26 protein-coding genes and 1 tRNA gene are annotated in these 26,835 nt (G+C 62.3%); 13 read left to right on the top strand and 14 right to left on the bottom strand.

Translation table 11 applies throughout. The annotated features are described in order from the left end of the window. A complete protein-coding gene (locus tag NKI35_RS00345) occupies nt 1-1,062 on the top strand; it encodes a sn-glycerol-3-phosphate import ATP-binding protein UgpC (protein ID WP_352737999.1) in 1,062 nt (353 codons plus the stop codon). A gap of 35 nt (nt 1,063-1,097) precedes the next feature. On the opposite strand, the gene NKI35_RS00350 is transcribed toward NKI35_RS00345, so the two are convergent. The 3 genes from NKI35_RS00350 to NKI35_RS00360 all read right to left on the bottom strand — a co-directional run bounded on the left by NKI35_RS00350 (nt 1,098) and on the right by NKI35_RS00360 (nt 4,910). Next, complete coding sequence (locus tag NKI35_RS00350; protein WP_023686694.1) at nt 1,098-2,180, bottom strand: ABC transporter ATP-binding protein; 1,083 nt, start codon at nt 2,178-2,180, stop codon at nt 1,098-1,100. After that, nucleotides 2,177-3,748 carry an ABC transporter permease gene (locus tag NKI35_RS00355; protein WP_023737454.1) on the bottom strand — a complete coding sequence of 524 codons (1,572 nt, stop codon included), beginning with the start codon at nt 3,746-3,748 and terminating at the stop codon, nt 2,177-2,179. The genes NKI35_RS00350 and NKI35_RS00355 overlap by 4 nt, the downstream gene beginning before the upstream one ends. A 154-nt stretch (nt 3,749-3,902) precedes the next feature. Next, the gene (locus NKI35_RS00360; protein WP_352738001.1) at nt 3,903-4,910 is read right to left on the bottom strand and encodes an iron ABC transporter substrate-binding protein; all 1,008 of its coding nucleotides are present in this window, start codon (nt 4,908-4,910) and stop codon (nt 3,903-3,905) included. Between the two features lie 204 nt (nt 4,911-5,114). Between NKI35_RS00360 and NKI35_RS00365 the strand changes: the two genes are divergently transcribed. The 3 genes from NKI35_RS00365 to NKI35_RS00375 all read left to right on the top strand — a co-directional run bounded on the left by NKI35_RS00365 (nt 5,115) and on the right by NKI35_RS00375 (nt 8,443). Beyond that, the gene (locus NKI35_RS00365) at nt 5,115-5,666 is read left to right on the top strand and encodes a sigma-70 family RNA polymerase sigma factor (protein ID WP_023671665.1); all 552 of its coding nucleotides are present in this window, start codon (nt 5,115-5,117) and stop codon (nt 5,664-5,666) included. A gap of 1 nt (nt 5,667) precedes the next feature. Continuing rightward, nucleotides 5,668-6,306 carry an NrsF family protein gene (locus tag NKI35_RS00370; RefSeq protein ID WP_023671666.1) on the top strand — a complete coding sequence of 213 codons (639 nt, stop codon included), beginning with the start codon at nt 5,668-5,670 and terminating at the stop codon, nt 6,304-6,306. 202 nt (nt 6,307-6,508) lie between these two features. Beyond that, nucleotides 6,509-8,443, top strand: coding sequence for a PAS domain S-box protein (locus NKI35_RS00375; protein ID WP_352738003.1), 1,935 nt, complete (start codon nt 6,509-6,511; stop codon nt 8,441-8,443). Between the two features lie 29 nt (nt 8,444-8,472). Here the strand turns inward: NKI35_RS00375 and NKI35_RS00380 are convergent, their stop codons facing one another. From NKI35_RS00380 to NKI35_RS00410, 7 genes are all read right to left on the bottom strand, one after another. After that, the gene (locus tag NKI35_RS00380) at nt 8,473-9,351 is read right to left on the bottom strand and encodes a 3-hydroxybutyryl-CoA dehydrogenase (RefSeq protein ID WP_023671668.1); all 879 of its coding nucleotides are present in this window, start codon (nt 9,349-9,351) and stop codon (nt 8,473-8,475) included. A 119-nt stretch (nt 9,352-9,470) separates the two neighbouring features. Continuing rightward, nucleotides 9,471-10,400, bottom strand: a complete 930-nt coding sequence (locus NKI35_RS00385) for an electron transfer flavoprotein subunit alpha/FixB family protein (RefSeq protein ID WP_023685323.1) — start codon at nt 10,398-10,400, stop codon at nt 9,471-9,473. A gap of 20 nt (nt 10,401-10,420) precedes the next feature. Next, complete coding sequence (locus NKI35_RS00390; RefSeq protein ID WP_023685322.1) at nt 10,421-11,170, bottom strand: electron transfer flavoprotein subunit beta/FixA family protein; 750 nt, start codon at nt 11,168-11,170, stop codon at nt 10,421-10,423. A gap of 214 nt (nt 11,171-11,384) precedes the next feature. Next, nucleotides 11,385-12,185 (bottom strand): rhomboid family intramembrane serine protease, encoded by an 801-nt coding sequence (locus NKI35_RS00395; RefSeq protein WP_023694012.1) that lies wholly within the window; start codon nt 12,183-12,185, stop codon nt 11,385-11,387. A gap of 31 nt (nt 12,186-12,216) precedes the next feature. Further along, entirely contained in the window at nt 12,217-12,798 is a 582-nt protein-coding gene (locus NKI35_RS00400) for a cob(I)yrinic acid a,c-diamide adenosyltransferase (protein WP_023671672.1), read from the bottom strand. A 19-nt stretch (nt 12,799-12,817) separates the two neighbouring features. Continuing rightward, nucleotides 12,818-13,009: a twin transmembrane helix small protein gene (locus tag NKI35_RS00405; RefSeq protein ID WP_023671673.1), complete on the bottom strand. Its 192-nt coding sequence runs from the start codon at nt 13,007-13,009 to the stop codon at nt 12,818-12,820. A 24-nt stretch (nt 13,010-13,033) separates the two neighbouring features. Then, the gene (locus tag NKI35_RS00410) at nt 13,034-13,900 is read right to left on the bottom strand and encodes an SDR family oxidoreductase (RefSeq protein ID WP_352738006.1); all 867 of its coding nucleotides are present in this window, start codon (nt 13,898-13,900) and stop codon (nt 13,034-13,036) included. 60 nt (nt 13,901-13,960) lie between these two features. On the opposite strand from NKI35_RS00410, the gene NKI35_RS00415 reads away from it, so the two are divergent. Then, entirely contained in the window at nt 13,961-14,812 is an 852-nt protein-coding gene (locus NKI35_RS00415) for a YihY/virulence factor BrkB family protein (protein WP_023671675.1), read from the top strand. On the opposite strand, the gene NKI35_RS00420 is transcribed toward NKI35_RS00415, so the two are convergent. After that, on the bottom strand, nt 14,809-15,684 hold the full coding sequence (locus NKI35_RS00420; protein WP_352738008.1) for a DMT family transporter: 876 nt from the start codon (nt 15,682-15,684) through the stop codon (nt 14,809-14,811). The two genes, NKI35_RS00415 and NKI35_RS00420, sit on opposite strands and share 4 nt — an antisense overlap. A gap of 189 nt (nt 15,685-15,873) precedes the next feature. On the opposite strand from NKI35_RS00420, the gene NKI35_RS00425 reads away from it, so the two are divergent. Next, on the top strand, nt 15,874-16,191 hold the full coding sequence (locus NKI35_RS00425; RefSeq protein ID WP_352738010.1) for a hypothetical protein: 318 nt from the start codon (nt 15,874-15,876) through the stop codon (nt 16,189-16,191). Here the strand turns inward: NKI35_RS00425 and gluQRS are convergent, their stop codons facing one another. Further along, nucleotides 16,192-17,064 (bottom strand): tRNA glutamyl-Q(34) synthetase GluQRS, encoded by an 873-nt coding sequence (gene gluQRS, locus NKI35_RS00430; RefSeq protein WP_352738012.1) that lies wholly within the window; start codon nt 17,062-17,064, stop codon nt 16,192-16,194. A 74-nt stretch (nt 17,065-17,138) separates the two neighbouring features. Between gluQRS and NKI35_RS00435 the strand changes: the two genes are divergently transcribed. Beyond that, complete coding sequence (locus NKI35_RS00435; protein WP_352738014.1) at nt 17,139-17,780, top strand: DNA-3-methyladenine glycosylase family protein; 642 nt, start codon at nt 17,139-17,141, stop codon at nt 17,778-17,780. Between the two features lie 128 nt (nt 17,781-17,908). Further along, nucleotides 17,909-18,466, top strand: a complete 558-nt coding sequence (locus tag NKI35_RS00440; protein ID WP_008874122.1) for an HNH endonuclease — start codon at nt 17,909-17,911, stop codon at nt 18,464-18,466. Nucleotides 18,467-18,749: 283 nt separating this feature from the next. Here the strand turns inward: NKI35_RS00440 and NKI35_RS00445 are convergent, their stop codons facing one another. Next, nucleotides 18,750-19,268, bottom strand: a complete 519-nt coding sequence (locus NKI35_RS00445; protein ID WP_352738016.1) for a disulfide bond formation protein B — start codon at nt 19,266-19,268, stop codon at nt 18,750-18,752. 62 nt (nt 19,269-19,330) lie between these two features. Beyond that, the gene (locus NKI35_RS00450; RefSeq protein ID WP_352738019.1) at nt 19,331-19,915 is read right to left on the bottom strand and encodes a YqaA family protein; all 585 of its coding nucleotides are present in this window, start codon (nt 19,913-19,915) and stop codon (nt 19,331-19,333) included. Nucleotides 19,916-20,121: 206 nt separating this feature from the next. On the opposite strand from NKI35_RS00450, the gene NKI35_RS00455 reads away from it, so the two are divergent. The 5 genes from NKI35_RS00455 to NKI35_RS00475 all read left to right on the top strand — a co-directional run bounded on the left by NKI35_RS00455 (nt 20,122) and on the right by NKI35_RS00475 (nt 26,652). Beyond that, nucleotides 20,122-20,206 (top strand) — tRNA-Leu (locus NKI35_RS00455). Nucleotides 20,207-20,299: 93 nt separating this feature from the next. Then, a complete protein-coding gene (locus NKI35_RS00460) occupies nt 20,300-21,706 on the top strand; it encodes a tyrosine-type recombinase/integrase (RefSeq protein ID WP_352738021.1) in 1,407 nt (468 codons plus the stop codon). Between the two features lie 452 nt (nt 21,707-22,158). After that, nucleotides 22,159-25,110, top strand: coding sequence for a P-loop NTPase (locus NKI35_RS00465; RefSeq protein WP_352738023.1), 2,952 nt, complete (start codon nt 22,159-22,161; stop codon nt 25,108-25,110). Nucleotides 25,111-25,374: 264 nt separating this feature from the next. Then, complete coding sequence (locus NKI35_RS00470) at nt 25,375-25,926, top strand: recombinase family protein (protein WP_352738025.1); 552 nt, start codon at nt 25,375-25,377, stop codon at nt 25,924-25,926. 84 nt (nt 25,927-26,010) lie between these two features. After that, nucleotides 26,011-26,652, top strand: coding sequence for a uracil-DNA glycosylase family protein (locus tag NKI35_RS00475; protein ID WP_352738026.1), 642 nt, complete (start codon nt 26,011-26,013; stop codon nt 26,650-26,652). The last annotated feature ends 183 nt before the right edge of the window (nt 26,653-26,835 follow it).

The raw sequence follows: 26,835 nt of genomic DNA on the forward strand, positions 1-26,835 counted from the left end.
ATGGCGACCGTCGATCTGAAGGATGTGAAGAAGGTCTATCCCAGCGGCGTCGAGGCGGTGAGGGGTGTCTCCATCGCCATTCCCGACAAGGAGCTTTGCGTGCTGGTTGGGCCGTCCGGCTGCGGCAAGTCCACGCTGCTGCGGATGATCGCCGGGCTTGAGACCATTTCTTCCGGCACCGTCGCCATCGACGGCAAGATCGTCAACACGATCGGTCCGACCGAGCGCGACATCGCCATGGTGTTCCAGAACTATGCGCTCTATCCGCATATGAAGGTCTACGACAACATGGCCTACGGGTTGCGCAACCGGGGTACTCCCAAGGACGAGATCGACAGCAGGGTTCGCTCGACCGCCAAGGTCCTGGAACTCACGGCGCTGCTCGACCGGCGCCCACGCGAGCTTTCCGGCGGCCAGCGCCAGCGCGTGGCCATGGGTCGCGCAATCGTGCGCAATCCGAAAGTCTTTCTGTTCGACGAACCGCTTTCCAACCTGGACGCCAAACTGCGCGGCCAGATGCGGGTCGAAATCAAGAATTTGCAGCGCTCGCTCGGTGTCACCTCGGTCTACGTCACCCATGACCAGCTTGAGGCGATGACGCTGGCCGATATTCTCGTCGTCATGAATGGCGGATTGGTCGAGCAGACGGGCGCGCCGCTCGACATCTACGAGAAGCCAGCCTCGACCTTCGTCGCTTCCTTCATCGGCGCACCGCCGATGAACCTTCTGCCTCTTTCGCAAGGACCGGCTGGTCCGGCGCTGACCGACGGCAAGACGGTTGACTTCGCGCCTACGAACGCCGCCACGCTTGGCTTCCGCCCTGAGGATGCCGACGTCACCTTCAGTGCCGAGGCATCATCCGGCGCGCTTATTCTGCCTGCGACGGTCGAGGCGGTCGAACCTGTGGGAGCCGAAAGCTTTCTTCACTGTGCCGCCGGCGGCAACCGCATCGTCGTGCGTGTGGCCGGCCGCGCCACGGCCAAACCCGGCGATCAACTGCGCGTCGTGGCCAGGGCCGAGAAGCTGCATTGGTTCGACAATGCTGGGAAACGAGTCGATTGACGCAGCCGCTCGCGCCAATCCGACGCATCGGCAGTTCAGGCGAAGACATGCGCCTTGCCGGAAACTGTCAGACGCACGATCTCGCCGACGGCAGGTGCGTCGATTCCCGGCTTGCGTAAGGTCAGCGGTGTGCTGCCGATCGCCGCGGCGTCCGGCGGATCGGGGTTGTTCAACAGCCGCACGGCAATGGTGCACATCGAGCCTGCGAATTCCGAGTCCGTCACCTCGGCGAATATCGTGCCCGCAGGACCCGACATGCCTTCGCGCGACGTGCGCTTTACCTGCACCTGCTCCGGTCGCAGCATGATGCGGGCGATGTCGCGCCGCTCCTTCGAGTCGACGGCTATGCGACCAAGCGAGGAGGTGGCGAAGCCGCCTGAAATCTTTGCCGGCAAGATGATGGCGTCGCCAAGAAACTCGGCAACCATGCGGTCTTTCGGCTGCAGATAGAGTTCTCGCGGTGTGCCGATCTGAGAGAACTTTCCGTCGCGCATGACCGCCACCTGGCTGGCGAAGGACAGCGCCTCGGCCTGGTCGTGGGTGACCAGGATGGTGGTGATGCCGGCGGCTTCGAGTAGTTCGGCGACCGCCTTGCGCATCGAGGCGCGCAGACCGGTGTCGAGCGCCGAGAACGGTTCGTCGAGAAGCATCAGCCTGGGCTTCATCGCCATGGCGCGGGCCAGCGCCACGCGCTGCTGCTGGCCGCCGGAGAGCTGGTGCGGGCGGCGCTTGAGGATCGCCTTGTCCAGCCCGACGGTATAGGCGAGCTCGGCGATGCGCTCGGCGCGCTGGTCCTCGCCGCGGGCCATGCCAAAGCCGATATTGTCGCCGATGCTGAGATGCGGGAACAGGGCGCCATCCTGCGCCACCAGGCCGATGCCGCGGCGGTGCGCCGGCACCGCATGGCCGCCATTGGCCAGCACCTCGCCGTCGAGCACGACGCGGCCCTGGTCGGGCGCCTCGAAGCCGGCGATCAGCCGCAGCAACGTCGTCTTGCCGCAGCCGGACGGGCCGACGATCGCGGTGCGACTGCCGCTTGCGGCGCTGAGCTCGATGCCGGCAAGGGCTGCGACCGGGCCGTAGTGCTTGGTGAGGCCACTGATTTCGAGAAAGCTCATCGCCCGGCCATCCGTTTCGACTGGACATAGAGCAGCCAGGTCAGCGGCAGCGACATCGCCACCATGATGAAGGCGTAAGGGGCGGCGGAGGCATAGTCGATCTCGCCGCTATAGGACCAGAACGCCATGGCCAGCGTGCGCGTGCCGTTGGGCGCCAGCATCTGGGTGGCGGTCAGCTCGTTCATGATGCCGAGCGCGACCAGCGCCATGCCGGCCGCAGCCCCCGGCGCCGACAGGCGAATCGTTGTCGACCAAAGCGCCTTCAGCGGCGGCCGGCCAAGGCTGGCGGCGGCGCGTTCGAGCTCGACCGGCGCCTGTGCGATCGAGGCTCTGAGGCTGATCAAGGCGCGCGGCAGGAACATCAGGGCATAGGCGACCAGGATTGTGAACAGCGTCTGGTAGAGCGGCATGGCGATGCGCACGGTAATGGTGACCAAGGCCAGCGCGATGACCACGCCGGGCAGCGAACCGACAATGTAGTTGCAGCCTTCGAGCAGCCGCTGCAGCGGTCCCGGCGCGCGGATCGAGATCCAGGCCATCGGCATGGCGGCGATGGTCGCAAGCAAGGCGCCGGCCAGCGCCAGGAACAGCGTCTGGCCAAGCGCCAGGCCGATCTCGTCCAAACGCCAGACATCGGCGCCGCCGGCGACCAGCCAGCGGCCGATGGTGACGAAGGGCACGCCGATGGCGAGAAGCGTGGCGATGGCAGGCAGAGCCAGGCAGGGCAGGGTGGCGCGACCGAGCCTGGTGCGCTGCTGGCGGCGCGCGGCACCCGAGCCTACGCGGGCATAGCGTTCCTCGCCGCGCACCAGCACCTCCAGCGCGAGCAGCACGAAGCAGCAAGTCACCAGGACGCCGGCCAGCATGTTGGCGGCGGGACCGTTGAAGGTCGACTGGAACTGGTCGACGATCGCCGTGGTGAAAGTGTCGAAGCGGATGAAGACGTAGAGGCCGTATTCGGCCAGCAGATGCAGGCCGACCAGCAGCGCGCCGCCGCAAATGGCCAGTCTCAGCTGCGGCAGCACGACACGCCAAAACACCCGCCATGGTCCAAGGCCGAGTGCTGCGGCTGCGTCCTCCAAAGCAGGATCGAGCCGGCGCAGAGCCGCCGCCAGCGGCAGATAGAGGAACGGGAAATAGGCGAGAACCGAGACCAGCACGCCGGCCCACAGGCCGTGCAAGGTCGGCACCATGGTGATCCAGGCGTAGGAATGCACGAAGGCGGGGATGGCGAGCGGCGCCACCGACAGCCAAGCCCACAGGCGGGCGCCGGGCAGGTCGCTGCGCTCGGTCAGCCATGCCAGCGTCACCGACAGCACGGTGGCGATCGGCACGGTGAGCGCCACCAGAAGCACGGTGTTGACCAGAAGTTCGCCGACGCGCGGCCGGAAGACCAGGGCCGAAGCAGTGTCCCAGCCGATCTGCACACCGATCCAGATGATGAACGCCAGCGGCAGCAGCGACAGCAGCGAGACAATTATGGCGGCAAGCGCGATCCAGGACATGGGCTTCCGGCGGGACCGCCCGACTGTCTGGCCTGAACGTGCGAGATCGACCGCAGTTTGCATCAGCTCGACCGCGCCACTGCCGCCGGGGCGGGGGCGCCGCAGGCGCGGCCGGAAACGCAATGTGTTGTCATGGACAATGCCATCTCGAAAACAGAGCGCTCCTGCGGAAAGTCCGGCAGGAGCGCAATCGTTGCCCTTTTAGGACGAACCCAGCCTAAAGCAAGCCGGCTGCCGTCATCAGGTCCGTCACCTTTTTGGAGTTCAGTGTCGCCGGATCGACCTTCGGCGCCTGCAGGTCGGCCAGCGGCACCAGCTTGGGATTGGACTGCGCGTCCTTGCCGATAGCGTATTCGAAGGACGTGCCGGTCTTCAGCACGTCCTGGCCGCCTTTCCCGGTCACCCATTTGAGGAACGCCTGGGCTTCCTTCGGGTGTTTGCTCGAGTCGAGCACGCCGCCGCCGGAGATCGAGACGAAAGCGCCGGGATCCTGGTTCTTGAAATAATGCAGTTCGACGTTCTTGCTGTTTTCGCCGGTCTTTGCCTGATCGCCGAAATAGTAATAGTGGTAGATGATTCCGCCTTCGATCTCGCCGGCATTGACCGCCTTCATCACCGTGCCGTTGCCCTTGTAGGCGGTGAAATTCTCCTTCATGGCCTTCAGCCAGTCGGCGGTTGCGGCTTCGCCCTTGAGCTCGAGCAACGCGCTGACGATGGCCTGAAAATCGGCGCCGGAAGGCGAGGCTGCCCAGCGGCCTTTCCAGCTCGGATCGGCGAGATCGAGCATCGATTTGGGCAGCTTTTCGGCCGTGAGCTTGGTCTTGTTGTAGGCAAAGACGGTGCTGCGCGCCGCGACACCCACCCATCTGCCGCTGCTCGGCTGGAATTCGGCCGGGACTTGCGCCAGCGTGTCGGCGTCGACCGGCGCGAAAAGGCCCGCCGCTTCGACCAGGGTCATCGCCGGCGAGTTTTCGGTCAGGAACACGTCGGCCGGCGAAGAAGCGCCCTCGGCGACGATCTGGTTGGAGAAATCGCTGTCGCCGCCATTGCGCAGCGTGACCTTGATGCCGGTTTCCTTGGTGAAACCTTCGACCCATTCCTTGGCCAGGCTCTCATGCTGGGCGTTGTAGACGATGATGCCGGCATCCGCGGCCATCGCCGGCCCGGCGATCATGCTCACGGCCAGCGCTGTGGCCCCCGCTAGGGTGGAGAGCGTGTATCTCATGGCGTCATCCTCAATCTCGGTGGTTCTGGTTTCGCAGGCTGCACCTATCGATACCTGACAGCAGTAGTCAACATTGCTCGGCTGCTTCAATCGGTCGCCGCTCCCGCAAACTTTCGTGATTTTGCGGCACTTTGGCTTGGACATCATTTCGCCGGACACGTAACAAATCGGTGCCGAGGCGCGAAGATCGGGGAGTGAACTCTTGTGAGCGGCAAGGATGAGGCCGAGCTTTCCCGGCTGATGCGGGCCGCGATCGCGGGAGATGAAAGGGCCTACGCCGACTTTTTGCACCGGATCGCCGCGCTGGTTCGCGGCTTTGCGAGGCGCAAGATCGTACAGGGCGGGGTCGATCCCGAGGATGTCGTGCAGGAAACCTTGCTGGCCATTCATGTGAAACGGCATACCTGGCGCCAGGACGCGCCGGTGTTGCCATGGATCTATGCGATAGCCCGCTTCAAGCTGATCGATGCTTTCCGGCGGCGCGGACGGCGCATCGAAATCGAGATCGACGAGATCGCCGAGACCTTTGCCGAGCCGGAAACCGAGACCGTCAGCGAACGCGACATCAACCGGGCGCTGGACGGACTGCCGGCTGCGCAGCGTTCCGTCGTTTCTTCGATCTCGGTCGACGGCCGCTCCATCGGCGAGACGGCGGCCAGGCTCGGCGTCAGCGAGACGGCGGTGCGGGTGTCGCTGCATCGCGGGCTTGCCGCGATCGCCAAGCGATTTGGGCAGGGGCGCTTCGGGCGGCAGTGACATGAGGACGGAGGATCTCATCAAGGCACTCGACGCCGACACAAGCAGCAAGGCGATGCCGCTGCGCTCGGCCTGGTTGATGGCGGCGGCAGCCGCGGCGGTGATCGCGGCTCTGGTCTTCTTTCTCACCATCGGCCCGCGTCCCGACATCATGACCGCCATGCACACGATGCGGTTCCTGGCGAAGTTCGTGTTCACCATCGTGCTCGCCGTCACCGCCTTTGGCCTGGTCCGGGCGTTGTCGACGCCGGGCGCTTCGACGGCAAGAGCCGCGGCCTGGATGCTGGCGGCGCCGCTGCTGGTGGCCGTGGCGGTGGCTCTCGAACTGTTCATGGTGCCGGAGCCGATGTGGAGCACGCGCATGGTCGGCTCCAACATGATGATCTGCATGGGCTTCATCCCGCTGATCGGCATCGGCCCGCTTGCCGTCTTCCTGTGGATGCTGCGCTATGGCGCGCCGACGCGGCCGGTGTTGGCCGGGGCGGTCGCGGGACTGCTCGCCGGCGGCCTGGCGGCGACCTTCTACGCCGCGCACTGCTTCGACGATTCGCCGCTTTTCGTCGCCACCTGGTACACGCTCGCCATCGCCGTCCTAGCCGGTCTGGGCGCGCTCGGGGGACGGTTCTTCGTGCGCTGGTGACCGGGCCGTCCAAGATCGCCCAATAATCACCGATCCTTAATCATGCCGGCAATTGTTTGCGGGTTCACCGTGTTGCCGGTCGCTCCGGCGCAACCTTTCCTTAAAATCGATCATCCAGTGTTTTTTGCAGAAATGTGTTGCGCATGGGGTGGCATGCACAGTGATGCGACGAGAGCGAAAAAGCCTGCGGGCTGACAGTCACGTGGCTTTGGTGCTTGCGGCCGGAGGGCTTTGCGCTGCCGTGGTCGCGCTCCTGCTGTCGCGGCTCGATGTCAGCGCCGAAGTGCTGAAACTCTGCCTGCAGATATCGGTGCCGGTCGCCGCCGTTGCGCTGATTCTCGCCGCCCTGTTCATTTACCGGATACTGGACGACCGCCGGCAGATCGCCGAAAGCGAGCAGCGTTTCCGCCGCGCCATGGAGGATTCGGCGATCGGCATCGCCATTGTCGGCCTCGACGGCCGCATCCATGAAACCAACCCGGCCTTCGCCGCCATGCTCGGCTATAGCAAGCAGGAGATCGAGGCGCTGACCTTCTTCCAGATCACCCATCCCGACGATGTGCAGATCGGCCGTGAGACGATGGACGGCATGCGGGCGGGCACCGTCAACGCCTTCCACTTCGAAAAGCGCTACCTCAGGAAGGACGGCACGCCGGTATGGGCCCATCTTGCCGGTTCCGTCATTCGCGACGAGAAGAGCGGCAGCCCGCTCTACCTGGTCTCCCAGATCGAGGATATCGATGCGCGCAAGCAATCCGAGGCGCGCATAGCCGAGGCCGAAACGCGCTGGAATTTTGCCCTGGCCAGCGCCGGACAAGGCGTCTGGGACCTCGACATGCGCAAGGGTGGCACCACCTACTCCGCCACCTGGGTGAAGATGCTGGGCTATGCCGATGGCGAGCTGGACGGCGACCCCGACCGCTGGCTGGCGATGATCCACCCCGACGATCGCGAAAACGTGGCCGAAGCTGATCGTGCCCATCTGGAGGGCAGGACACCGTTCTTCGAAGCCGAGTTCCGGATGCGCCACAAGGATGGCCACTGGGTCTGGATCCTTGATCGCGGCAAGACGCTCGAACGCGACAAGGACGGAAGGTTGGTCAGGGCCATCGGCAGCCTGACCGACATCACCCAGCGCAAGCAAACCGAGGAAAGCCTCATCGTATCGGCGGCAATGCTGGCCGACGAGAAGGAGCGGCTGAGGGTGACGCTGCAGTCGATCGGCGACGCCGTCATCTGCACCGATGCCGCAAACCGCATCACCTTCATGAACCCTGTCGCCGAAAAGCTCACCGACGTTGTTGGCGCAGAGGCGCTCGGCAAGACGCTTGGCCATGTCTACTGGGCGGTGGACGAAGAAACCGGGCGAAGGATCGGCATGACGCGGCCGGCGCTCGGCAGCGCCAGCCCTGCCGACCAGAACAGTCGCGCCGTCCTCATCCGTCGCGACGACACGCGCTGCAGCATCCGCCAGGTGGTGTCGCCGATCATGAACGACCGCCAGGAGTTCTGCGGCCTGGTCATCGTCTTCCAGGACTTCACAGATGCGCGCGCCTTGCAGCGCCAACTCGCCTATGCCGCCGCGCATGATGCGCTGACCGGCCTTGCCAACCGTTCGAGCTTTATCCGCACCATGGAGGAACTGGTCGACCGGAGCCGCAAGGCCGGCACGGCCAGGCCGGCGGGCGAGCATTATTTCATGTTCATCGATCTCGATCATTTCAAGCTGGTCAACGACACGGGCGGCCACGCCGCCGGCGACGCCTTGCTGAAGCGGGTTGCCGAGGCCATTCGCGGTGCGCTTGGGCCGGAGGATATCGTGGCCCGCCTCGGCGGCGACGAATTCGCGGTCGTCCTAAAAGCCGGCTCGAGCGCCGGCGCCAGGATTGCCGCGCGCTCGATCATTGAAGCGATCCGCGCCCTGCAGTTCACCTGGGACGGCCGGCCGCATGCGATAGACGCCAGTATCGGGCTGGCGCCGATCCACAGCAACAGCGGTGAAGTCGACGAGATCATCGCCCGGGCCGATGCTGCCTGCTATGCGGCCAAGGCCGCCGGCCGCGGCTGTGTTTCCGTGGCGCCTGACGATACCGGATCAAGCGGCCAAGCAGAGCCGCCGCTTGCAGCGGCGTCCTGAGGGCGGAACTAAGTTACCGTTTTTGTGGGTTAGCGCGTCGGAACCGGATGCTCGCCGCGATAATCGTAGAAGCCGCGCCCGGTCTTGCGGCCGAGCCAGCCGGCCTCGACATATTTCACCAGCAGCGGGCAGGGGCGATATTTCGAATCCGACAGGCCGTCATGCAGCACCTGCATGATCGAGAGGCAGGTGTCGAGGCCGATGAAATCGGCGAGCTGCAGCGGTCCCATCGGATGGTTGGCGCCGAGCCGCATGGCGGTGTCGATGGCATCGACCGAGCCTACCCCCTCATAGAGCGTGTAGATCGCCTCGTTGATCATCGGCAACAGAATGCGGTTGACGATGAAGGCCGGAAAATCTTCAGAGACGGTGATCGTCTTATCGAGCTGTTTCACATAGGCCTTGGCCGCCTCGAAGGTCTGATCCTCGGTAGCGATGCCGCGCACCAGTTCGACCAGCTTCATCAGCGGCACGGGGTTCATGAAATGTATGCCGATGAAACGCTCGGGACGGTCGGTCTGCGCGGCAAGCCGGGTGATCGAAATCGACGAGGTGTTGGTCGCCAGAATGGCTTCCGGGTTGAGCTGGGGACAGAGCTGCGCGTAAATCTTGCGCTTGACCGTCTCGTCCTCGGTCGCCGCCTCGATCACCAGATCGGCACCGGCGAGATCAGCCATGGTGGGGGCTGCGGAAATGCGCGCCATCGCTTCGTTACGCAGCTTTTCCTCAAGCTTGCCGGAGCCGACCTGGCGGGCCATGTTGCCGCTGACCGTGGCAATACCCTTCTCGATACGGTCGGGCGAGACGTCGTAGATCAGCACCTTGAAACCCGAAAGTGCTGATACATGCGCGATGCCGCCGCCCATCTGGCCGGCGCCGATGATGCCGATCGTCTCGATCTTGGCCATTTGCAGCGATCCCGTCGAAAGGCCTTTGCGGCCTGCTTTTTGTGCAGTGCAAACTAAAAGGGTGGGGCAGCTTCGTCTACCCCACCCTTTCACAATTTAATACGCTTTGGCATAAAGCGTCAAAGCGCCTTTTGCAGTTCCGGCAGGATGACGAACAGGTCGCCGACCAGGCCATAATCGGCAACCTGGAAGATCGGCGCCTCTTCGTCCTTGTTGATGGCGACGATGACCTTCGAATCCTTCATGCCGGCAAGGTGCTGGATGGCGCCGGAAATGCCGACGGCAATATAGAGGTCAGGCGCCACGACCTTGCCGGTCTGGCCGACCTGCCAGTCATTCGGGGCGTAGCCGGCGTCGACGGCAGCGCGCGAGGCGCCGACGGCTGCACCGAGCTTGTCGGCGACCGGCAGGATGACTTCCTGGAACTTTTCCGAGGAACCGAGCGCGCGGCCGCCCGAAATGATGATCTTGGCCGAGGTCAGCTCCGGACGGTCGGTTTCCGAGAGTTTGTTCTCGACGAAAGTGGAGAGGCCGGGATTGGCCGCGGCCTTGACCGTCTCGACAGCTGCCGAGCCGCCCTCCGGGGCAGCCTGGAAGGAGGCGGTGCGCACGGTGATGACCTTCTTGGCGTCGCTCGACTGCACCGTCTGGATGGCGTTGCCGGCATAGATCGGCCGTTTGAACGTGTCTGGTGAAACCACTTCGATGATCTCGGAGACTTGCGCGACATCGAGCAGGGCCGCCACGCGCGGCGCGACATTCTTGCCCGACGAGGTCGCCGGCGCGATTATGGTGTCGTAGGCGCCGGCCAGCGAGACAACGAGTGCGGCGAGCGGTTCGGCGAGGCGCTCGGCCAGTTCGTCGGCCTCGGCCAGCAGCACCTTGCTCACGCCCTCGAGCTTGGCAGCGGCGTCGGCCGCGCCCTTGGCGCCTTTGCCGGCGACCAGCACATGCACGTCCGAACCGATCTGCAGCGCCGCCGAGAGCGCCTTCGCGGTCTGGTCGGAAAGGCTGGCGTTGTCGTGTTCTGCGATGAGGAGAATGGTCATTTTATCTGTTCCTTCCAGTCTCAGAGCACGCCGGCTTCGTTCTTGAGCTTGTCGACCAGTTCGGCGACACTGTTGACCTTCACGCCCGCCTTGCGGCCGCTGGGCTCCTCGGTCTTGAGCACCTTCAGGCGCGGCTTGACGTCGGCGCCGTAATCGGCCGGGCTCTTTTCGTCGAGCGGCTTCTTCTTGGCCTTCATGATGTTGGGCAGCGAGGCATAGCGCGGCTGGTTGAGGCGAAGATCGGCGGTGATGATCGCCGGCATCTTCAGTTCCACCGTCTGCAGGCCGCCGTCGACTTCGCGCGTCACCTTGGCCTTGTCGCCGTCGATCACGACCTTGGAGGCGAAAGTGCCCTGTGCCCAGCCGAGCAGGGCGGCCAGCATCTGGCCGGTCTGGTTCGAGTCATCATCGATCGCCTGCTTGCCGAGGATCACGAGACCGGGCTGTTCGGCGTCAACGACGCCCTTCAGCACCTTGGCGACGCCGAGCGGCTCGGTCTGCTCGTCGGTCTTGACCAGGATGGCGCGGTCGGCGCCCATGGCGAGCGCGGTGCGGAGCGTTTCCTGCGCCTGCTGCGGGCCGACCGAAACGACGATGATCTCTTCGGCCTTGCCGGCTTCCTTCAGCCGGAGCGCCTCTTCCACCGCGATCTCGTCGAACGGGTTCATCGCCATCTTGACGTTGGCGAGTTCCACCGCCGAACCATCGGCCTTGACGCGAACCTTGACGTTCGCATCCACAACCCGCTTCACGGGCACAAGGATCTTCATTGTCTGTCACCTCTCCTGAGATATCCGGGCGCGCTATAGCAGCGTGCGCCTCCGCAGAGTTGTCGAAAGCCGACATTCCTGACTGAATTCCGGCCAAACGGAATCCTGGCCGGACGAATTCTGGTCTTCTGCCGCCTAGCGGTGGCGCTCTCCGTAGTTGTGGCGACGCAACACGTCAATATGCCACGGCAGCGGCCAAACCACCCAAATCGGTTCACTTGTGACCGGAAGCGCCACCCCGGCCCCAACGCGTCTCAGGTTGCACGGGAGCGGGACCGGCTGGCGCCGGCCCAGTAGAAGCGGCTGGCTGATCGGCGGGTTGCGGCTCGCCGTCGCCACCGGCGAGCAGCGGCACGCCGCGGCTGCGCATGATGAGCACCAGCACGCCACCGGCAATGATGCCGCCAATATGGCAGGCCCAGGATATCTGGTTTTCGCCGCCGGCGGCAAACATCACCACCTGGAAGCCGATCCACAGGATCAGTGGGATGAAGGCCGGGATACGCAGCGGAATCCGGGCAAAGACCAGCACCCACACTTTCACCCGGGGGTAGAGGACCAGATAGGCGGCGACGACGCCGGCAATGGCGCCGGAGGCGCCGATCAGCGGAACCTCCGAACTCCAGGCGACGAGCCCCTGCAAGAAGGCGCCGGCGATGGCGCAAAGCAGGTAGAAGATGAGGTAGCGGATGTGGCCGAGTGCGTCCTCGACATTATCGCCGAACACCCACAGGAACAGCATGTTGCCGCCGAGATGAAAGATATCGGCATGCAGGAAGGCATAGGTGAGGTAACTCAGGCTCTCCGGAATGACGACGAATTGGGGCGAGAGTTCTGCCGTATCGTGGACAACGGAAGGAATAAAGCCGAGGCCGAGCACGGCGGCATTGTTGAAATTTTCGCCGCCGATCGTGGTGATGAGAAAGACCAACGCGTTGGCCGCGATCAGGCCGATCGTCACATATTGCAGCCGGATGTGGCGCAACCTGTTGGAGTCGTAAAGCGGGATGAACATGCCCTAAGCCCTTTCCCGCCTTCGAGAAAATTCAGCGGTTCTTGCCGGGCACCCATAACACGTCGGCATTTCCGTTGTCATTGACCGCACGGGCGGCGACGAACAGAAAGTCGGAGACGCGGTTTATGTATTTCAGCCCCTCGCGATTGACATGTTCGGCCGGGTCCTGCGCCAGCGCCACCATGATCCGCTCGGCCCGTCGCGCCACGGTGCGGGCAAGATGAAGTGCTGCCGCCGCCGGCGTGCCGCCATTGAGCACGAAGGATTTGAGCGGCTGCAGATCCTTGTTGAGAAGGTCGATATCCTTTTCGACGCGGTCGGTCTGCGAGGCGATGATGCGCAGCGGCTCGTAGCCGAGCGGCTTGCCGTCGTCGGGCACGGCGAGATCGGCGCCGAGGTCGAACAAGTCGTTCTGGATGCGGGACAGCATGGCGTCGATGGCGGGATAACTTGCCGCTGTGTGCAGGCGGGCGATGCCGATGCAGGCATTGGCTTCATCGACGGTGCCGTACGCATCGACGCGCAGGTCGGATTTCAGCCTGCGTTCACCGGTGCCGAGGCCAGTGGTGCCGTCATCGCCGGTGCGGGTGTAGATCTTGTTGAGCTTGACCACGTCGCCTCCCGAACGGCCGTCACTTGCGGGTGAAGTACACCACCAGCAGGATCAGTGCCAACGCCAGCGCCTGCAACAGCACACGCGCCTGCATCAGCTTGTTCGAGCTCACACCGGAGCCGCCGCGCATCATGTTGATGAGGCCGCGGACAAGCACGATCACCACGGCGACCATGACGAGGACGAGGAGGACTTTGATGACGGTTGCCATGATCTGTTCCCAGTTCTGTTGCGGTCAGGCGCGTCTGGCCAGAACGCGGTAGAGCATCGATGCCGGCAGGATGCGCTTGAGCATCACGCCGATCCTGGCCGGCACTGTTACCACATAGTGCGGGCGCGGGCGCCGCGACAGAAGTGCATGGCGCAAGGCCGCATAGACCACCTCCGGCCCCTTTTTCAGCCGTGATGAGCTGCCGCCGGCCCGAAGCCGCGCCAGCTGCGTGGCATAGGCGAGGTGGTGGACGGAATTCTCGTGGTCGATGTTTTTCAGGAACCAGAACAGCCCGTTGCTGGCGATTTTCGAGGTCACCGGCCCCGGTTCGATCAGCGAGACATGGATGCCGCTGCCCCTGAGTTCCTGCTGCATGCACAGCATCAGGCCTTCGAGCGCGTGCTTGGAGGCTGAGTAGGCGCCGCGAAAAGGCACCGGCGCTAGCCCAAGGATCGAGGAACAATGAACGAGGCGGCCATGTCCCTGGCGACGCATTACCGGTACGATGCGTCGGGTGAGGTCGTGCCAGCCGAAGAAATTGGCCTCGAACTGCTCGCGCAATGCCGCAACCGGCAGGTCTTCCACGGCGCCGGGCTGTGCATGGGCGCCGTTGTTGAACAGGGCGTCGAGGCGTCCGCCTGTCCGCTCCAGCACCGATGCCGCAAGTGCTGCGATGGAATCCGGCTCACGGTAGTCGAGATAAAAGGCCTCGATGCCGTCGGCTTCAAGTGCGGCTATGTCATCCGGCTTGCGCGCCGTTGCAAACACGCGCCAGCCATCCGCCTTCAGTGCACGGGCGCAGTAGGCGCCTATCCCGGACGAGGCGCCGGTGACGATGATGGTGCGCAACTCTTTGGCAGGCGGCATCGTGGTTTGAGCAAGGGTTGCCATTTGCCACAATCCCTTCCCATATTCGCGGCGTCGAGACAATCGAAGGGAACGCGGCTCTTGATGCGGAATATCGTCGTGCTGCGCCGCGTGCTCTATGACGCGCTTGGCCATTTCAACACCGATGACGGCTGGGCCATGGCCAGCCATCTGGCGATCACTTCGCTCATGGCGCTGTTCCCGTTCCTGATCTTCGCCACCACGCTGGCGAGCTTCCTCGGTGCGCAGGCGTTCGCCGATACTGCCGTGCACCTGGTCTTCGACACCTGGCCCGAACAGATCGCCAAGCCTATCGCGCGCGAGGTGCTCAACGTGCTGACCGTGCGGCGCACCGATCTTTTGACCTACGGCGTGCTTCTGGCGGCCTATTTCGCCTCCAACGGCATCGAGGCGCTGCGCACCTCGCTCAACCGCGCCTACCGCGTCGCCGAAACGCGCGGCATCATCTACCGCCGGGTGCAGAGCATTTTCTTCGTGCTGATCGCGACGGCCGGTTTCCTGGCGATCAGCGTGCTCCTGGTCTTTGCGCCCTTGCTGGCGCGGCTGGCGGAAGCTCATTTCGAGTGGATCAAACCCTATACGGGCACGATCACGCTATGGCGTTACGTCATCGCCTCAACCGTCATCATTGGTGGCTTGTTTGCCGTCCACTATTGGCTGCCGGCGGGCAAGCGCCGCTTTGTCTCGCTGGTGCCTGGCATCATCTTCACTCTGGCTGCGTGGCTTGTCGGCTCGACGATGTTCGCGACCTACCTCGACCATTTCTCGTCCTATGTGACGACCTATGCCGGCCTCGCCTCGATCATGATCGCCGTCGTTTTCCTCTATATGCTGTCGGCGATCTTCATCCTCGGCGGCGAACTCAATGCGGCGATCAGCCGCTTTCTCGAAGCGCGCGCGCGTGTCGGCAGCTAGGTTTTGGCTGGCCGAGCCGTGGCCAGCCCGACGCCGAGCGTCGCGATTGCCATGCCGACGATCTGCACGAGGCTGAGCCGTTCGCCGAACAGCGCCCAGGCGATGACAGCGGTGACGGCCGGCACCAGGTAGAACAGCGACGCGACCTTCGACATCTCGCCGTCGCGAATCATCACCATCAGCAGGAAGATGGCGCCGATCGACAGCACCAGGACCAGCCAGGCCATGGCGAAGATCAGTTCGCCGTTGATGATCACCGTGTGGGTCTCAAGGGCCAGCGAGGCCAGGATCATCAGCGAGCCGCCGCCGATATATTGCCACATCGTCGCCGCCACCAGGTCGCCACCCGAGGCATAGCGCTTCTGCCAGATGGTCCCGGCGCTCATGCCCAGCACCGAGACCAGCGACGCCGTCAGGGTTTCGGGCGTAACGCCGCCGCCGAGAGCGCCGAGCTTCGGCCACAGCACGATGATCACTCCCACAAGGCCGACGGCAAGGCCGGCCCAATGGCGCGGCAGGATGGCCTCGCCGAGGAACCGGCCGGCAAGCACGGCGGTGATCAGCGGTTGCAGGCCGACGATCAGCGCCGAAAGCCCGGCGGGCATGCCCCTGTGGATCGCCCAGAACACCGCGCCGAGATAGATGCCATGCATGAGGATGCCAGAGACCGTGGCGTGAAGCGCTTCTGCCCTTGTGGCTCGCTTCGAGCCAAGCACGAGCATCAGGCCGGCGAGCAGCAAGGCGGCGATGACAAAGCGGGCCGCCAGAAAGGTGAAGGGCTCGGCCCAGGGCATGGCGTAGCGCGCGCCGATGAAACCTGTCGCCCATAGGACGACAAACGAGGCGGGGATGAACCGCTTGAGACTGTGCATTTTCGGGGAAGCCGTTTCCGGTGGAGAGGTCCGATTCGGTGAAGAGACAAATACGGCAATTGCTCTAATGCGGTTCAATCCGGCAAGCAAAGCGAAACAATTGGTACATAAGCTCATCCTGATCTAGGAGGTGGCCGAATTCAAAGGGCGGCGTCAGGGCAATCGACTTCTGTCGATGGATCCGGCGACATGGCGTTTTGGCTTCGACAGGGAGCGCGCATGCTGTTGCATCTCGACACAAGCTGGCTTTTGATGACGGTGGCCAGTGTGGCCGTGTTTGGCTTCTTCTTCGGTTCAGCGCTCGACGCCATCATGCAGGATGACGGTTTTGGATCGACCGGCAACACATTGCTGTTCACGCTCGGCTTTTTCGCCGCGGTCATGGCCGCGAACGAACATGGCATCGTCCTGAGAGATCTGAAGCTCGCGGTTGCCTGGGGACTGGGCGGCGCCTTCGCGTTTATAGGCGTGTTGGCGCTGCTCAAGGCGGGGCTGGCCCGGCTTTAGTCAGAGCCCGACCAGCCGCCTGACATCGTCCGGCAACATGCCTGCCTGCCTCAGCGCGGCAAGGCCGGTATCAGCAAAACTCTTCGACAGTTTGCGCCCATCCGGTCCGAGTATGAGACGGTGGTGGAAATACTGCGGCTGGCCGAGGCCGAGCAGTTCCTGCAGCAGGCGCTGGATGCCGGTCGCGGAATAGAGGTCGCGGCCACGCACGACATGGCTGACGCCTTGCAGAGCGTCGTCGACGACGACGGCCAGGTGATAGCTGGTCGGGATGTCGCGGCGCGCTAGAATGACGTCGCCCCAGTCCTGCGGACGCGCCTCGACTCGCTGCGTCGCCGAAAGCGTCTCGTTGAATTCGCGCCAGGACAAATCCGTGCCGACGCGCGCCAGCGCCGCCTTGACGTCGAGGCGCCAGGCGAAGGGCGCATTTTCGGCGATGCGGCGGTTGCGTTCGCTGACCGGCAGCGCCTTGTCGGCGGCGGGATAAAGCGGCACGCCGTCCGGGTCGCGCGGCCAGCCGCGGCCGCGCTTTTCGCTGTCGGCGATGAAGGCCCTGATCTCGCCACGGCTCATGAAGGCAGGGTAGACGAGTTCTTCGCGGACCAGCCGGTCGAGCACGGCCCGGTAGTCGGTAAAATGCTCGGCCTGGCGCCGCACCGGCTGTTCCCATTCGAGACCTAACCATTCGAGGTCGCGAAAGATGCCGGCCTCGAATTCAGGCGTGCAGCGGATCGTGTCGATGTCCTCGATGCGCAGCAGCAGGCGGCCGCCGGCCGCACGCGCCAGTTGCTGGTTGAGCAGTGCCGAATAGGCATGGCCGAGATGCAGTTCGCCATTCGGGCTCGGCGCGAAGCGGAATGTCAGGAGCGTCATCTCACAAGCGGCAATCGGGTTGTGCAGCGGTTTTGCCAATTGCTACCGTGAGGTCGGTTCAGGAACAAGAAAACATGCAACGCATCGCGACACTGGACGATATTGCGCGCGGGCTGGATGCGCTTTGCGCAATCGATCCGCGCCTGGAAAAGGTGCGCGGCATGGCCGGCGAGGTGCCGCTGCGGCTGTCGGAGCCCGGCTTTCGAAGCCTGGCCTCCATTATCGTTTCGCAACAAGTATCCCGTGCGAGCGCCGATGCCATTTTCGGCCGGCTGGTGAAACTGGTCGCTCCGCTGACGCCGCAGGCGATCCTTGCCGCCGGCGAGGACATGTTTCGTGAGGCTGGGCTGTCGCGGCCGAAGCAGCGCGGTCTGATCGCGGTTGCGCAGGCCGTGGTTGAGGGGCTCGACCTGCATCACCTCTGTTCGCTCGACGCCGAAGAGGCGATCGCGGCTATGATCGCGGTGCCGGGCATCGGCCCGTGGACGGCGGAAGTCTATCTCCTGTTTGCCGCCGGCCACCCCGATATTTTCCCCGCGCGCGACGTCGCGCTGCAGAGCGCGGTTGGCCACGCGCTCGGCATAGAGCCGCGTCCGCCGGAGAAAACGCTGATCGCTCTGGCCGAATCATGGAGCCCGTGGCGAGGCGTCGCATCGCGGCTTTTCTGGTCCTATTATCGCGAAACCAGGGGCCGGGACGCAGCACCTCCGGCCTGAAACCGTAAAAAAGCATGAAAATCCTGCATTTTTGCCGCTTTTGGCTGATGACAATCCGCTTCACATCCCTGTCATGTCGGGCTTACAGTATCCGCGCCGATCGGTTCTAGAACGAGGAGGTCAACAAGGTGACGGTTGCCGTATCTCCGGATGGGCTTCCTGCGCTGGTGCTGAATGCGGATTACCGTCCGCTCAGCTATTACCCCTTGTCGCTCTGGTCCTGGCAGGACGCCATCAAGGCGGTGTTCCTCGACCGGGTCAACATCGTCGCCGAATACGAGCATGCGGTGTCTTCGCCGACCTTTTCGATGAAGCTGCCCAGCGTCGTCAGCCTGAAGGCCTATGTGAAGCCGTCGAGGCACCCGGCATTCACCCGCTTCAACGTGTTCCTGCGCGACCGCTTCCAGTGCCAGTATTGCGGCACGCCCGAGGATCTGACCTTCGACCACGTCATCCCGCGCCATCGCGGCGGGGCCACGACGTGGGAGAATGTCGTGGCCGCCTGTTCACCCTGCAATCTGAGGAAGGGCGGCATGATGCCGGCGCACGCCAAGATGTGGCCGCTGCAGAAGCCATACCAGCCGACCGTGCACGACCTGCACAACAATGGCCGGCTGTTCCCGCCCAACCATCTGCATGAAAGCTGGATGGATTATCTCTACTGGGATGTGGAGTTGGAGCCGTAGGGATTGGCGCGATCGGCCTTGCCAGGGCAATCGCCGATGTCAGGTGCTGCCCCTCATCCGGCTGCCGCCACCTTCTCCCCCTATAGTGACGGGGAAAAGGGAATTGGCTGCAACCTCGGCGCTCGTTCTGCAACGTTGAAAATTGGCGAAAGCATGGATGAAAGTGTCTTTCTCCCCGTCGCTATACGGGGAGAAATGCCCGGCAGGGCAATGAGGGGCGGCGCAACCGTTCAAGCCCAGCCGCAGAATGGGCGGTGCGAGTTCTGTTTCTCGCGTCGCTAGATCAGTCGCGCGCCAGCGCGCCGCGGAAGGCGATGGCGGCGAGGATGAAGCTGGCTATGGCGTTCCAGCCGGCCAGCGACAGGCCGAGGATGCGCAAAGCGGCCTTGTCGCAGGATGGCGGCACGAATTTGTCGAGCGCGTCGAGCACGCCCTTGCCGCCGGTGTCGACCGGGCCGGCGCCGGCCGTGCAATCGGCCGGGCCCTGCCACCAGGCCCATTCGACGCCCGAATGATAGACGCCGAGATAGAGGCCATAGAGCATCAGCAGGCCGCCGACGGCAAGCAGGCCGCGCGTCAGCCATGCGGGCGCGCTAAGCATCGAGGCAATCACCGCCAGCAGCATCAGCGGGGCGCCGATATAATAGGGCGTGCGCTGCTCCAGGCACAGATGGCAGGGGATGTAGCCGCCTATGTGCTGGAAGGCGAGCGCGGAGCCGACCGTGGCGGCCATGGCGACGGCGAGAAACAAAGCGGTGCGCGTCCGCTGGCGTCCGGTATCGGCTGTCATCGTGCCTGTCATGTTTCGTCCGTTGAATTCGCCGTCCGCCGGCATAGTCCTGACCCACCGCCCGCCTTGGGCGGTTAGAAGGCGTATTTGACGACGATATAGAGCAAAATCAGGGCGGCGGCGCCGGCGCCGACGATCAATCCCAAACGCTTCTCGATGAATTCCTTGATCTCCTCGCCATAGCGGCGCAGCAGCCAGGCAAGAAGCAGGAAACGAGCGCCACGCGCCAGGATGGCGGACACGATGAAGACGACAAGATTGACGTGGAGGGCGCCTGCCAGAATGGTGACCACCTTCATCGGCGGCAGGTGGGCGGCACCCGATGTGACGAGCAGAACCAGCATCAGCCCGGTGCCGGCCGACTGCCACCTCTCGAACGCGTCAAGGCCGCCAAAGTGCTCCAGCATCGGCCGTGCTATCGTGTCGTAGGCATAGTAGCCGATCAGCCAGCCGGCAATGCCGCCCAGCACGGACGCAACGGTGGCGGTCAGCGCGTACCGATAGGCGCGTTCGGGCCGCGCCAACGCCATGGGCAGGTACAAGACGTCGGCAGGTATGAAAAACACCGAGCTTTCGACGAAGGCGATGAAGGCCAGCCACCATTCGGCGGATTTGCGGGCCGCCAGCGACAAGGTCCAGTCGTAAAGTCCGCGAAGCATCGGCTCTCCTGGATGCAGGTTGCCCAGACGCAACGCGCTTTGATGCGCGTCTGTCTAGAAAGATTTTCCGCGCCGCACAATGGCAGGAGCGTCATGAAACAGAAAGGCGGGCTTTTGCCGCAAGCAGGGCACGGCGGCGCATTTGGCCAGTTGACGAACAGGCCTCCAACCGTATAGTCCGCGCCCATCCAGGCCTTTGGGCCTGAGCCCCTATGGCGGAATTGGTAGACGCGCTCGACTCAAAATCGAGTTCCGCAAGGAGTGCTGGTTCGATTCCGGCTAGGGGCACCACTTCCCACCCGATAAACCTTGAAAGCCAAGGACTGCAAGGGTTCCCGCTTTCCCCGAGGTACACTTCTAGGTACACCAAGGGGTACAAATCGAATGAGACTGGTCTTGAAGCACGTCCAGAAACGCGGCCAGACGTGGCGCTATCGGCGCAAGGTGCCCGTTCCACTCCGTGAGATACTCGGCAAGGGTGAACTGGTCGCGCCTCTAGGGGAAAGCGAGCAAGAGGCGATTAAGCGGTATGGCCGAGTGCATGGTCTTGCCGAGCAGACGCTGACTGACGCGAAGCGCCGGCTCGCCGAGGCCCGAGGCCAAATCACGGCGCGCATTGAGACCCCTCTCGACCACTTCGCCAAAACTCGTGACGCAATCAAGGCTTTTGGCTTCGACCCGGACCCGCCCAGCATAAGTGAGGCCGAGTGGTTCGCCCGTTCGTCGGTGGCAGAACGATTGACTGCCGGCCGCCCGGTTGACCCGGAAACAGGCCATCCTCTCGACGTTGCCCCTGCCGAGACAGCGCTTATCGCCGCCTTGCATTCGGGTCTTGGCTCGGCCCCCCTTCCCACGCTTGAGGACGCCAAGCGGCTCTATCTAAAGGACCGTGCCAAACGCTCCAGTTCAAGCGAACTGGCGAGAAAGAAGGACGAGCAGCGTGTAGAGCGGGCAGTCGGCTACGTGAGAGACGCTCTTGGCAAGAACCCTCTTCTAACCGAACTCCGGAGAGCTGACGCCCGCGCAGTACTCGACCACATGCTCCGGGTCATAAACAGCTCAAACACCGTCGACCGCTACCTCAATGACACGCGAGCAGTCATCAACCATGCTCTCAAAGAAATGGACCTCGGCCACATTGCGAACCCCTTTATGGGCCTAGTGGCCGGGAGTGCCAACGAAGCCGAGACCGCGAAGGATCGGCGGCGGTCTCTCACGGACGCGGAGCTTGCCGCCATCCGTGTACGGATCGACACGCTATCCCGCGCCGACGACCTCAAGCACCTCTGGCGCATCCTTGAGGGCACTGGGTGCCGGCTTGCAGAGGTGACAGGCGCCCGGACTGTTGACGTGATAGTTGAGGGAGAGCTTCCCCATATCAGCGTCCAGTGGCACGAGGGGCGGCGTCTCAAGACCCACTCGTCGCGCCGCAAGGTCCCCTTGGTGGGAGAAGCCCTAGAGGCGGCGAAGGTCGCGCTGGCGGCGGCCGGAGAGGGTGCCTTGCTGTTCCCTCGCTACGGCGGGGATAGTGGCCCCACGAGCGCGTCAGCGGCCCTTATGAAGCACGTTCGGGCCATCGTGAAAGACCGCAAGGCCACGGTGCACTCCCTTCGGCACAACATGAAAGACCGCCTGCGGGTGGCTGGAGTTCCGAAGGCCACCCAAGACATGATCCTCGGGCATGCAAGCGGGGGCGTGGGGGAGACCTACGGGAGCGACGAGGCGCGGCTTAGGGTGGCGATGGACGCCATGAAGAAGGCGCGGCCCGAGCGGCCGGCCCGGCGTTCGTAGCTAGGGTTGGTAGGAAAGACGGAACGGCGGGGGGCTGGTCGGGCGGGGGAGCTTTGGCTGAAGTTAGTTGACGACGACCTTTCGTGGTCTTCCGCTGGTCACTAAAGCGGCTCGGAAAACTACCAGCCCTTGTGTTGTCGATTATGGAATGCGTCTCTCGACTTTGCAGGACTTCACAGCGAAACTCCACTCACGTCCGACTAGGTATGCCGATCAAATCACACGCTTAACTGTCGGTAGCGGCCAAAAGGCGATTCGGGAGGGGCTTGCGGTTGGAACTGCCACATACGCTAGTTGACGCTATCACTCGCGGAGAAGCGATCCTATTTTTTGGTGCGGGCGCCAATTGGGGGTGCACTCGACCCGGTCAAGCAAACACGATTCCTTTGGGGAATGATCTGCGAGACTTGATAGCGGACCGGTATTTGGACGGGCAGTGCAAGGACCGCTCGTTGGAAGAGGTCGCTACATTAGCGGAGAACGAAGCAGGCCTTGCACCACTGCACCGCTTTGTCGCCGAGCAATTCAAAGGCTTTTCCCCCTCTGCCGGGCACAAATTGCTACCGCTTTTTAGGTGGAAGGCAATTTTTACACTTAACTACGACAGACTTGTAGAGGATAGCTACACCGCACAAAGCAAACGACTCCAAAATTTGATAGCGTTTCACCGGGATCAGAATAGTATCGAAAAAGAATTGGTCTCTGTTCCGGATGCGCTTCCTTACTTCAAGCTTCACGGAAGCATTGATCATCTCTACGAATCTGATGCACCCCTGATACTTACAACTAGCTCATATGTCGACTTTGAATCAAATCGGCGCCGTCTTTTTCGACGCCTTGAGGACCTTGCGGTGGAATACCCTATCGTCTTCATAGGGACTCGATTGGGAGACCCGCACATAAAGGCGATCTTGGCCGCAGTTGAGAAGGGCGCCGGCTCATCTCGGCCGATGTATTATTTCGTCTCTCCGGGGATAAACCAGTTCGATACAGCCTTGCTCGCAGCCCGGCGAATGTCTCCGGTGCAAGCGTCTTTCGGCGACTTTATGGCGCGGCTTGAACAAGACATTCCGAAGGTATCACGCATCCTTTCTGCCGCGTTGCCCCAATCGGGGTCCTCAATCGAGCGACATTTTAGGCGGAACGTTCCTGCGCCGCCCGCGCTGTCAGCCTTCCTCAAGGACAACGTTGAACATGTCAGAGAAGGGATGCCGACTAGCACGGTGTCTGCGGAGCTGTTCTACAAAGGCGAAAGCCAGTCGTGGGCGCCGATTCAGCAGAGTTTCGACATCGAGCGGACCTTATATTCCACTCTGGTTCTACGTGTGCTGGGGCTCGATAAGGCCGAGGAGACAATCAATCTCATAACGATTCGTGGCGTCGCGGGCTCTGGCAAAACCGTCCTGATGCGGCGCGTGGCGCACGACTTGGCTACGAAGTATGACAAGCTGGTTCTCTTTGCTCCGCCGGGTGCGATATTGCGGGCCGACCCATTGATTGAGCTGCACGAATTGACGGGATTACCCGTCATTCTGGTGGTAGACCATGCGGCCGATCAAGTGCCTTCCCTGGAGCCGATGCTTGAACGGCTTCAGGCGGTTGGCATTCCGATTATCGCAATCCTGGGTGACACGCATGCTGCCTTTGGAAACACGTTAGAGCCTCTTTCAGATCGCATAAGATATGGCCACGAAGTCAGGAACCTCGATGACATGGAGATCGAGGCATTAATCTCCAAACTCGATCAGAACGGCTCGCTAGGTCTTTTGGCGAACGAACCACCAGACGTACGCAAGAAGGCATTCACAGAATTAGCTGATAAGCAGCTCTTAGTTGCCCTCTACGAAGCGACCCAAGGTCGGCTCCTTGAGGACCTGTTGGTGGTTGAATACCATCGCGTACTCCTCACAGAAGCTCAAGAGTTGTACCTTCTGGTATGCACGTTGAACCGTTTTCGCGTTCCCATTAGGGCCACCTTGGTTCATCGAATTATGGGAATTAGCTTCAAAGATTTTGAGAAGCGCTTCCTAGGCCCCCTCCAAGGGATGGTGTTTACAGAGATGGATCCTGCGTCTCGCGACTATGCATACAGGGCGAGACATCCGCAGATAGCAGATATAGTTTTCAGAAGAATCTTGGACAGTCAATCCAAGCAAGTCGCTCAATATAAGAAAATGATTGAGCACATGAATACGAGTTACACGTCTGATAACGCGGCTCTGCGAAAAATGCTCTCTTTTAAGAATTTGCGTGACGTGGCTGGGCACATCGAAGACAGGCGCTCTATATTGGAAGCAGCCGAACGAATTTCAGGGAACGACACCTTCATCTTGCAGCAACAGGCTATCACCGAGATAAACTCCAATCGAGGGGACCTGAAGGCCGCTGCCGACTATCTGGCGCGGGCTCAGGTGCTCCGGCCGAACGACAAAACAATTTTTCACACGCGAGCGTCGCTGCTGACTCGCAAGGCAGAGCAAACCAAGGATGTTCTATCCCGCCGATCGCTTAGGTCGGAAGCCAGAGCGATTCTAAAGGCCACAAGGGATGGTGATAGCGACCCCTACGTCTGCAGCCTTTTGGCTCGGGTAGCTATCGATGAAATACAGGACAGGCTGAAGGCGATTATCGATTTGCCGAACGACGGCGCCAAGGCAGAGATCGCTCGCCTTACCGAAGATGCACAGAAGGCGATAGCGAAAGGCTTGAGCCGCGCCCCGGACTTCGAAGGTCTCATAAAGGAGAACTACCGTCTTCGCCGAGTGCTGCAAATAGGCGACCGAGGAATTGGCATGCTTGAGAGAACCCTGGATTCTCAGCCGGGCCTCGAATTTGTGGCGGCAACGTACGCGCGGGCTCTGGCGTCTTCAGATCCAGAAAAGGCGAAGGCCGCGTTGCGGAAGGGCATAGCGGAGAAGCCACATAGCAAAATCCTGCATCAAGCACTTTTCGAGTTGCTCTTGGCGGAAGCAGACGATTTTCGGGACGAACTGGCAGCCCCTCTACGGCGGGCCTACACCCCCGAGGATGACAACTTGCTTATGCACCTGCACTCGGCGCGGTTTCACTACGTTCGCGGCGAGCGGGCGGAATATGCATCCGCGCTCGGCAGACTGGAGAAGATGAAAGTGCAGATGCCCGAAAAGCTAAAGCCACGACTCCCGGTAAAAAACGCTGCTTCGAGCAAAGGCCTTTTTGCCGGAACGATTGTGCAGCTCCGCGTAGCATATGGGTTTATAGAAACACCGGGCTTCCTAGACCGTATTTTCCTCAGGTCTGCAGGGTGCGCGGACGAATTGGTATGGGAGAAACTTCGGGAAGGTTCTCAGGTCAGCTATCAGCTTCGGTTTAATGGCAGAGGGGCGGTAGCCACCGAGGTTAGGTTGGCGGCCGGGTTGGCCTAACTTGACGCTCAAAAATCGCGAAAAAATCTAAGGGGGCGAATTCGACAATCGATGCGGCGGAATACCCCCCCATAGGTCGATATCCCACGTCCGGGGCTCGTGGCATTTTCCTGCGAGAGTGCTTCTTGTCGAGGCACTCAACGGGCGGTTACTCGTCATCACGGGTTGTCCACAAACGTGTACATTCCGGACACTAGCTGTTGACTGTACACTTTGCGTCCACTATTGATATGACCACCAATGTCTTAGAGGAAAGGGTACAGCATGGCCATTGTAGGGTACGCGCGGGTTAGCTCGGCCGGGCAGGACCACGCGACACAGATTGAGAAGCTAAAGGCGGCGGGGGCAACCAAGCTGTTTGAGGAGAAGCGGTCCGGCACCGACAAGGCCCGCCCCGAACTCGCCAAATGCCTGGATTACGTTCGAGAGGGGGACACGCTGATCATAACCAAGCTGGACCGCTTGGCCCGCTCTGCGGCGCACCTACACGAGATTGTCGAGGGCCTAAACGCGAAGGGCGTGGGCTTCAAGGTACTGGACGACCCATCGCTCGACACCACCACGCGGACAGGCCGGCTGGTCTTCGGCATCCTCGCCAGTATTGCCGAGTTTGAAACAGCGTTGCGGCGGGAGCGGCAGATGGAAGGCATTGCCAAAGCGAAGGCCGAGGGCAGGACGGGAGGCAGGCCGGCCACTGTGACGCCCGAGATCAGGGCCGAGATTGCCCGGCGAAGCGGCGAGGGTGAGAGCATCCGCAAGATTGCCGCCCAAGTCGGCTTCAGCAAGGCGACCGTGCAGAAGGTGCTCGCGAATTGAGCCCGGCCACGACCGAGAGAGCGCTTGCTACTAGGGGGAAGTAGGGCGGAAGCACTTCATTCTGCGTCGCGGGAGAGAAAAGCGATGTCCAAGCGGCGGCGAATTGCGGAGTTGGCGAGAGCTCGGCGGCTAGATTGTTTGCCGCCTCATCGAGGCTTCGCGGAATTCCATGGCGGTATCTATGACCAGCACGACTACGTGGTGCCGTGGACGATATCGGCGCACAGGGTCAACAGCCCAGTAATGATAATCGGGCAGGACTGGAATTCTGCGGACAATCTCGGCGGGCCAACAAATCAGGAGCAGGCCGATCTCGGACAGATCCCGTGGCTGCCGTCCAACATCAACCTTCAAGCGCGGCTTAGGCACCATTTCGGGATGGCCTTCCACGATACCTACGCGACCGATCTTTTCGTATTCGCGAAACCGGGGAGGATGACGGCCCGAATCCCATTCGACCATCTGCGCTACTGCGCGGAACGATACGCCGTACCGCAAATAGAAATATTGCGCCCACGAATTGCGGTCTGCTTGGGCGTGTCGACTTACAATGCCATTCGAGCCCACCTTAAGCGACCTCGTGTCAAACTCAGGGATGCTCTCCAAGAGTTTGAACCGGTAGTGATAGGTAAAACAAATCTCGTGGTGGTTCCTCACACCGGCGCATGGGGCAATCAAATTGCCAACGCAGGGGAGTATTGGGACCGTGCGGCAGCGCTGCTCTAAAGAGTGACCGCAGTCCGGCTCCGAGGGTCTCTTCTTCGACTGGTCGGGGTGTTTTAGTGGCTTGGAGGGTCCGGGAGGTAGAATGTACCGTCTAGACCCGAGCGGCGCTCTGCGGCTTGACCGGTCGGGAAATCAATTACCCCTTCCTTCAGGAATGCCCGACCCCCCAAACGTGTCCTAGAC

The sequence above is a fragment of the Mesorhizobium sp. M0676 genome, from assembly GCF_040320535.1.
Taxonomy (GTDB): Bacteria; Pseudomonadota; Alphaproteobacteria; order Rhizobiales; family Rhizobiaceae; genus Mesorhizobium.

Coding starts and splice junctions, on each gene's coding strand:
- NKI35_RS00345 (WP_352737999.1), top strand. CDS start 1: ATGGCGACCGTCGATCTGAAGGATGTGAAGAAGGTCTATCCCAGCGGC.
- NKI35_RS00350 (WP_023686694.1), bottom strand. CDS start 2,180: ATGAGCTTTCTCGAAATCAGTGGCCTCACCAAGCACTACGGCCCGGTC.
- NKI35_RS00355 (WP_023737454.1), bottom strand. CDS start 3,748: ATGCAAACTGCGGTCGATCTCGCACGTTCAGGCCAGACAGTCGGGCGG.
- NKI35_RS00360 (WP_352738001.1), bottom strand. CDS start 4,910: ATGAGATACACGCTCTCCACCCTAGCGGGGGCCACAGCGCTGGCCGTG.
- NKI35_RS00370 (WP_023671666.1), top strand. CDS start 5,668: ATGAGGACGGAGGATCTCATCAAGGCACTCGACGCCGACACAAGCAGC.
- NKI35_RS00380 (WP_023671668.1), bottom strand. CDS start 9,351: ATGGCCAAGATCGAGACGATCGGCATCATCGGCGCCGGCCAGATGGGC.
- NKI35_RS00385 (WP_023685323.1), bottom strand. CDS start 10,400: ATGACCATTCTCCTCATCGCAGAACACGACAACGCCAGCCTTTCCGAC.
- NKI35_RS00390 (WP_023685322.1), bottom strand. CDS start 11,170: ATGAAGATCCTTGTGCCCGTGAAGCGGGTTGTGGATGCGAACGTCAAG.
- NKI35_RS00395 (WP_023694012.1), bottom strand. CDS start 12,185: ATGTTCATCCCGCTTTACGACTCCAACAGGTTGCGCCACATCCGGCTG.
- NKI35_RS00405 (WP_023671673.1), bottom strand. CDS start 13,009: ATGGCAACCGTCATCAAAGTCCTCCTCGTCCTCGTCATGGTCGCCGTG.
- NKI35_RS00410 (WP_352738006.1), bottom strand. CDS start 13,900: ATGGCAACCCTTGCTCAAACCACGATGCCGCCTGCCAAAGAGTTGCGC.
- NKI35_RS00415 (WP_023671675.1), top strand. CDS start 13,961: ATGCGGAATATCGTCGTGCTGCGCCGCGTGCTCTATGACGCGCTTGGC.
- NKI35_RS00420 (WP_352738008.1), bottom strand. CDS start 15,684: ATGCACAGTCTCAAGCGGTTCATCCCCGCCTCGTTTGTCGTCCTATGG.
- NKI35_RS00425 (WP_352738010.1), top strand. CDS start 15,874: ATGGCGTTTTGGCTTCGACAGGGAGCGCGCATGCTGTTGCATCTCGAC.
- gluQRS (WP_352738012.1), bottom strand. CDS start 17,064: ATGACGCTCCTGACATTCCGCTTCGCGCCGAGCCCGAATGGCGAACTG.
- NKI35_RS00435 (WP_352738014.1), top strand. CDS start 17,139: ATGCAACGCATCGCGACACTGGACGATATTGCGCGCGGGCTGGATGCG.
- NKI35_RS00445 (WP_352738016.1), bottom strand. CDS start 19,268: ATGACAGGCACGATGACAGCCGATACCGGACGCCAGCGGACGCGCACC.
- NKI35_RS00450 (WP_352738019.1), bottom strand. CDS start 19,915: ATGCTTCGCGGACTTTACGACTGGACCTTGTCGCTGGCGGCCCGCAAA.
- NKI35_RS00460 (WP_352738021.1), top strand. CDS start 20,300: ATGAGACTGGTCTTGAAGCACGTCCAGAAACGCGGCCAGACGTGGCGC.
- NKI35_RS00470 (WP_352738025.1), top strand. CDS start 25,375: ATGGCCATTGTAGGGTACGCGCGGGTTAGCTCGGCCGGGCAGGACCAC.
- NKI35_RS00475 (WP_352738026.1), top strand. CDS start 26,011: ATGTCCAAGCGGCGGCGAATTGCGGAGTTGGCGAGAGCTCGGCGGCTA.